This is a genomic window from Bacillus sp. JJ722, assembly GCF_036963345.1.
In the GTDB taxonomy this organism is placed as follows: Bacteria; Bacillota; Bacilli; order Bacillales; family DSM-1321; genus Bacillus_AD.
In genome coordinates, this window is record NZ_JBALMO010000028.1 from 640 (window position 1) to 6,628 (window position 5,989).

Genomic DNA, 5,989 nt, shown 5'->3' on the forward strand with positions numbered 1-5,989 from the left:
TCAAGGGATTGCTGGGGCTATCGGATCGCAAGGTGCTCAAGGGCCTCAAGCTAGCATTACACCAACCGTTGATAGATATTTCCACATTGTAAACTTAGATTTTGATAATACAAGAACAATCCCTGCTAATGAATTTACAAATGATAATGGCTTAAGTGTATCTGAATTTCTACTTGTACCTAATAGTTACATTAGTGTTTTCTTAAATGGCATTTTACAACCAGCAAATACTTATAGTATTACAAGTAATGGTTTTTCAATTTATCCTAATGGCATAAGTATTTATGTAGGTTCATCTATAATTTTCGAAATAGTCAGTTTTTCTTAAAAATTAGCTAGAATTGTGTTCATTACTAGGTTCCTAGCACTTCCTTTTTCCTATTTATAGAATATGATAGTGAATAATAGAAAAAGGAGGTGAAAAAATGCCAATAGTGAGCCCATTTCAAGCTAGTCGAAAATTCGCTTCAACGATAGGTTCTGGAACAGGCACAGGTGCAACATTTTCAATTGCCGCAACTACATTTAATACAGATGGAGGTACTGCTGCTACAGCATTTCCTGCTTCATTTGCTTATTATCGTCTATATGTTAATGGCATGATTCAGACAGCTGATACTTCATCAGTTACCACAACAGCTATTACAATCCCTGGTGGAGATGCACTAGATCCAGCAAACCCAATTCTTATTGAATTTGTTGTAAACTAAACCTTATTTACGAATGATGTTTTTTATAAAAATAATTAAAATAAACTTGTTCATGTAACTTTCATAAGAGAGTAATTCTATCCAGCAACGATTTGGTGCTGGTTTTTTTGACTATCAAAACCAAGGATTATTCCTAGAACTTTGTTAGAAAAATCCGTTGAACATGTCTAAACATCCTAATACTAACCTAAGTTACTTTAGGTTTTACATTATATGAGCATATTTTCTTCGTATTGAGATTTACAACCATACCTTTCTCTTAACTTATCATAATCTATAATATGCCAAATGAAAGGAAGTGTTTTAAATGTCTTCAAGCAAAAAAAGACATCATAAATCAGAATCTTCAAGTTGTAAAAAGCATCACAAGTCGGAGTCTTCAAGTTCTTCAAGTTGTAGAAAACATCATAAATCAGAATCTTCAAGTTCTTCAAGTTGTAGAAAAAAACATCGTCGCCGTAAAAAACATTGTTGTTGTTGTTGGTTTATCTAAATAGTAGAACCGCTCAACAAAAAAATAATTGATAATAACACCCAAAAATGCCTAAACACCTTTTCCTTCTAGGCATTTTGGGTGTTTTTTCTTTGTTTTAAAATGAAAGTAAACAATTTACCATATTTTTTGTGTTTTTCCATGGAAGTTTTAATTCTACTTTTGTGCTAATAAAGTAAAAACAAAAATCGGGTGTATAAAGTGTAATCTAGGATCGTTACAAATAAACTAGATTATTTATGAGTGATATTTTTTGATTCATTATAGAGTGAATATGTTTAAACAAATTACAAATTGCTCCGATATAATATAGGCAGATACCATTCAACAATAGAATCACATCAAATACACCTTTTATCTAGTTACCCAGAAAATAGGTGTATTTGTATTTAAAATAATCGAGCATCATTCAAAATCGTTTCATTGAGTATCCTTTACTGTTCAGTAAGCGATCGTTTGAAACACTTTTTCTACATTTTCCAAATCTTCTTTTGTTAAATGGACATCAGCTACGTTTACATTAACCGTAACTTGTTCTTTACGCTTTCCACCTGGAATAACTGCATCAATTCCATCTTGAGCTAATAACCAGGCAAGAGCTAGATTTGGTAAAGTTGTTTGTTTTTCCTCTGCGATTTTCTTTAATGCATTTACTCTCACTAACGTTCGTTCAAAAAGTTCCCCACAAAATATAGGATTTGATTTTCTCCAGTCACCTGCATCTAATTTAAAATCTTTTGTATATTTACCACCAAGTAAACCAAATGCTAGTGGGCCGTATGGGATAAATGATATATTATGTTCATTACAGTATGGTAATAAATCTTGCTCTGCTGCACGGTTTAATAAGTTGTAAGGTGACTGTAAAACAGAAATATCATTATGCACATTCGCTTCTTTTAGTTGATCTAAAGTAACATTTGAGATGCCAATCGCACTAATCTTCCCTTCCTCTTTCATACGTGATAATTCACCGATTGACTCTGAAAGAGGAGTTTCGTTATCTGGGAAATGTAAATAGTATATGTCTATATGGTTCATTTGTAGTCGTTCTAAGCTATTTTCAAGTGCTTGCCTTAAATATTGTGGACGATTATCCACTTTTACTGTTCCATCTTCAAACCAATGTTGCGCCCCTTTTGTCGCTAATATGAAATCTTCTCGTCGGTAATTTTTTAATACTTCTCCAACCAATTCTTCAGAACGTCCTTTACCATAAATGTCAGCCGTATCAATTAAAGTTATACCTAATTCGAGCGCGGTTGAAACTAATTCTTTACCATCTTGTTCATTTAAATTTTCGAATAAGTTATGACCACCTACAGCGTTTGTACCGAGACCAACTTCTGAGATATTGATATTTGTTTTTTTCAGCGTATTAAATTTCATATTCCTTCCTCCTTGTTTTAATTTACAACAAGAATAAAACGAAACTATGATTTTACCAACAAGCTTACATATTGTTTCATATATCGAAACAAGAGCATTTTAATTGCAAAAGAGAGTTGTTAAAAATATGTACAATATATCAAATTAGAAAGATGAACATAAAGCTAATAAAGTGAAACTTTAATCGGGATCTTACTGGCGCTTAATCTACCACTTATTCGTCCTCGCTTTTACTTTCGTTTTAAAGTGGGAGTCTCAGCGCCCGTTAGAACGGGATAAATGCTGAATTTCTAATGACACCTGTTGACTTGCTACTATTAAACGTTTTGCCAATGAACGAAACGCTGTTTTTTTAATTTGGTCTGTCGAGCCATGCAAAGCAATCGCACCAATTACTTCTGTATTCACATAAACAGGAACCGCAATACAGCGTTTACCTAAATCTGTTTCTTCATCATCAACTGCGTATCCTTGCGCTTTAATGACTTGTAAATGTGGAAACAATAATCCATAATCCTGAAATGTATGGGTTGTAAAGGAACGTAGCATAACGCCATTTAACATTTCAACTTGTTTTTCAGGTGACAAGTGAGCTAATACTACTTTTCCTAAAGCACTCGAATGAATGGGTGTTCGAGAATCAATTGCATGAAAAACAGGCTGTTCAAAAGGCTCTTTAATTGCGTTTTTTGTAACCATCTCACAATCCTCTAAAATTCCAATGTAAGTTGCTATTTCTTCTTGCCGCGCCAATTGATATGGTGCTACTAGTGAAGTCCATTGTATTCCTTTATGCCAATATAAATGCTCATCTCTAAAAATATGAGGATTTAATTGATAGTACTTATTATATTTGATAACGTAATTCATTGATTCTAATGTATAGAGCATTCGAAAAACAGATGTCTTATTCAAAGACAGTTCTTCCATTATTTCAGTTAATGTTAGCGAATGTTTTTGGCGAAGTAAATCTAATATCAACAGGCCCTTTTTTAATGTCGATACTTCATAGGAATCCATTTCAAGCTCTCCTTACTTTAAAACAGCTTTGTTTTGATCAAACTAGGGAGCTTATTAAGGACGCTCACCTACTTTTCTTTTTTCTACATATATACCTTTTTCCTTGATTATATCATTTGGTAATTCTTTCAACTTTTGAAGTGCTTGGCTTTCTGTTTTAAAAGGACCAAATTGTATTACAAATTTTCCTTTCTCGTCTTTTTGAATTTCTTTTTGTTCATGCTCTATTAATGTTTCATCATAGAAAAACATTAGCTCTTCATTCATCATCGCTGATTTCGTTCTAAAAAAATAAGCTTCCTTTTTTTGAGGCTTTTCCTTTCTTGTTTTTATAGCTACTTGTATTTTCCCAGGTTCTTCATATTCTGAAACAGCTACTTCAATATCCTCCGAAAATTCTACCACTAATCTTTGTATTGAATCATCAAGTGTGATTAACTCATACACATCTGTAATATGCGGTAATGATTGCAAGTCTTTTTTTGTTTTTTTAGATCAAAACCTCTTACGCCATAAAATTCAAATGCTAATCCATATGGATATTCTCGATATGTAACATTATAGTATGGCACAAAATCTGTAACTTCTTTATCTAGCTCAAAAAAGATATCTACTTTATTCTCTGAGATTGGTTGAGTTCCGATCTTAGTACCATCTGTGATATTTCCACCTGAATCAGAACCATTATCAAAGTCTAATACTTTAACTAACTTCCCAACAACAGGTATTTTTTCTAGTTCATTTGCTAAAACAGGTACGTTAGCGATTGTAATCAATGAAATACTACCTATTAAAGTTATAGAAGCAACTATTTTTGTAAAGCGCTTATACTTCCACTTTGTAAATGAAAAGGAAGACTGATTATATGCTTTTCCTTTAGCAATTCCTTTATCTATATATTGATCTAATTCATCAGGTATTTTTATGTGGTCAAATTTCTTTAAGTCCATAATTTCACTCTCCTTGTAAAATTATTTTAATTTTATGTAGAGCTCGATAATGTATTGTTTTAACTGTACTTTCCGTTTTTTCGAGCATCTTGCCTATTTGAGAAAAAGATAAATCCCCAAAATACTTTAGGACTATAATCTCTTTTTCTACTTTTTTTATTTTTTCTAAAGCCCGTTGTAAATCAAGTTTTTCATTATTATAATCATTCTCACTACTAGTCATTACTTCTTCATATTCCGATAAAGGAACTGTTCTTTTTTGCTTTCTTAATATATTGATGGCCTCGTTGATCACAATCCGTGCTAACCATGAATCGAAAAATTCAATTTGTTTTAATTTTTTTATAGCTATATAACTTTTGTAAGTAGCCTCTGCCACGGCTTCTAATGCTAAATGCTCATTTTTCACATAACAGAAAGCGATCTTGTATAATTTTTCTTTTCTAGATTTAATTAAATATTCAAAGCTCTCATTACAGCCTTCTCGAGCCTTCTCTATTTGGATCTTATCTTCCATTATTCTCACCTCACAATTTCCCTCTCTCTATACGTTAGATATACTGACGATTGCAATAGTTTCAATTACTACGCTTTTTTTAAAAACACCATACTTGAGCAATAAAAAATCTCTTCACATTAATTTGTGAGGAGATTTTTTAGGTTACATTCATTTTATAAAATATCCTTTTTTAAATCATTTACATCAATACCAGCACTTATCAATTTCAACTCTGCTTCTTCTTCAATAATATCCTTAAATATAGTTAATATCGAGTTGAAATCTGTATGTTTATCCATCATAAAACTCATTTTATGTTCAATGTCTAACCACGTATTAATATCGGCTTCATTATGTTGTATTTGCACTTCTAATTTATCCAAAGCATTCGCAACTTTCGCTTCGAAGGTTTGTTTATTTTCAAATTCCATCCAAAGATCATAAACCTCATTACCTAATTGGCCTTTTAACATATTCCTAATATTTTCAATCGCTTTCAATTCATTTAACGTCTTTTGTTTCTTAATTTCAGGATTATTCATTGTATCAAAAGCTGGTATATCAGTTGCTTCCGCTTCTACTAAATCGTGTATGATAATCATTTTTAATAACTTAGCCGTATCTACCTTTTGATCTAAATAAGGTTCAATCAACATTGCCATCAATGAAACTCTCCAAGTATGTTCGGCCACACTTTCTTGTCTTCCATTGGAAAGCCAACTATGCCTTAATTCATACTTTAATTTTTCTCCTAATTTTACGACTTCAAGAATACTCATTAGATTCTCTTTCATCATATTCCTCCTTTAACTAAAGCTAATATTGCTCGACATTATACAAGTTCTGTCTGACATCAGTGACATATCACTTCCGTAGTCAGCCTTTTTCACAAAAATATAAGCTGCACAAAGACAGCTTATATTCTATG

8 protein-coding genes are annotated in these 5,989 nt (G+C 32.0%); 2 read left to right on the forward strand and 6 right to left on the reverse strand.

Going from position 1 to position 5,989, the window contains the following annotated elements:
• Both V7014_RS04425 and V7014_RS04430 read left to right on the forward strand, forming a co-directional pair.
• A partial coding sequence (locus V7014_RS04425) for a DUF4183 domain-containing protein (RefSeq protein WP_335504572.1) occupies positions 1–328 on the forward strand: 328 nt, incomplete at its 5' end.
• A 97-nt stretch (positions 329–425) separates the two neighbouring features.
• Positions 426–710, forward strand: a complete 285-nt coding sequence (locus tag V7014_RS04430) for a DUF4183 domain-containing protein (protein WP_335504574.1) — start codon at positions 426–428, stop codon at positions 708–710.
• A gap of 934 nt (positions 711–1,644) precedes the next feature.
• Here V7014_RS04430 and V7014_RS04435 read toward each other — a convergent pair.
• The 6 genes from V7014_RS04435 to V7014_RS04460 all read right to left on the reverse strand — a co-directional run bounded on the left by V7014_RS04435 (position 1,645) and on the right by V7014_RS04460 (position 5,840).
• The gene (locus tag V7014_RS04435) at positions 1,645–2,592 is read right to left on the reverse strand and encodes an aldo/keto reductase (RefSeq protein WP_335504576.1); all 948 of its coding nucleotides are present in this window, start codon (positions 2,590–2,592) and stop codon (positions 1,645–1,647) included.
• Positions 2,593–2,847: 255 nt separating this feature from the next.
• Positions 2,848–3,612: an IclR family transcriptional regulator gene (locus V7014_RS04440; protein WP_335504577.1), complete on the reverse strand. Its 765-nt coding sequence runs from the start codon at positions 3,610–3,612 to the stop codon at positions 2,848–2,850.
• A 54-nt stretch (positions 3,613–3,666) separates the two neighbouring features.
• On the reverse strand, positions 3,667–4,059 hold the full coding sequence (locus V7014_RS04445) for a hypothetical protein (protein WP_335504579.1): 393 nt from the start codon (positions 4,057–4,059) through the stop codon (positions 3,667–3,669).
• Entirely contained in the window at positions 4,047–4,562 is a 516-nt protein-coding gene (locus V7014_RS04450) for a hypothetical protein (RefSeq protein ID WP_335504581.1), read from the reverse strand. Before V7014_RS04450 ends, V7014_RS04445 begins: the two co-directional genes overlap by 13 nt.
• A 4-nt stretch (positions 4,563–4,566) precedes the next feature.
• The gene (locus V7014_RS04455; RefSeq protein ID WP_335504583.1) at positions 4,567–5,079 is read right to left on the reverse strand and encodes a sigma-70 family RNA polymerase sigma factor; all 513 of its coding nucleotides are present in this window, start codon (positions 5,077–5,079) and stop codon (positions 4,567–4,569) included.
• 155 nt (positions 5,080–5,234) lie between these two features.
• The gene (locus tag V7014_RS04460) at positions 5,235–5,840 is read right to left on the reverse strand and encodes an HD domain-containing protein (RefSeq protein ID WP_438824864.1); all 606 of its coding nucleotides are present in this window, start codon (positions 5,838–5,840) and stop codon (positions 5,235–5,237) included.
• Positions 5,841–5,989 lie beyond the last annotated feature (149 nt).

Coding starts and splice junctions, on each gene's coding strand:
- V7014_RS04435 (WP_335504576.1), bottom strand. CDS start 2,592: ATGAAATTTAATACGCTGAAAAAAACAAATATCAATATCTCAGAAGTT.
- V7014_RS04455 (WP_335504583.1), bottom strand. CDS start 5,079: ATGGAAGATAAGATCCAAATAGAGAAGGCTCGAGAAGGCTGTAATGAG.
- V7014_RS04440 (WP_335504577.1), bottom strand. CDS start 3,612: ATGGATTCCTATGAAGTATCGACATTAAAAAAGGGCCTGTTGATATTA.
- V7014_RS04450 (WP_335504581.1), bottom strand. CDS start 4,562: ATGGACTTAAAGAAATTTGACCACATAAAAATACCTGATGAATTAGAT.
- V7014_RS04460 (WP_438824864.1), bottom strand. CDS start 5,840: ATGAGTATTCTTGAAGTCGTAAAATTAGGAGAAAAATTAAAGTATGAA.
- V7014_RS04430 (WP_335504574.1), top strand. CDS start 426: ATGCCAATAGTGAGCCCATTTCAAGCTAGTCGAAAATTCGCTTCAACG.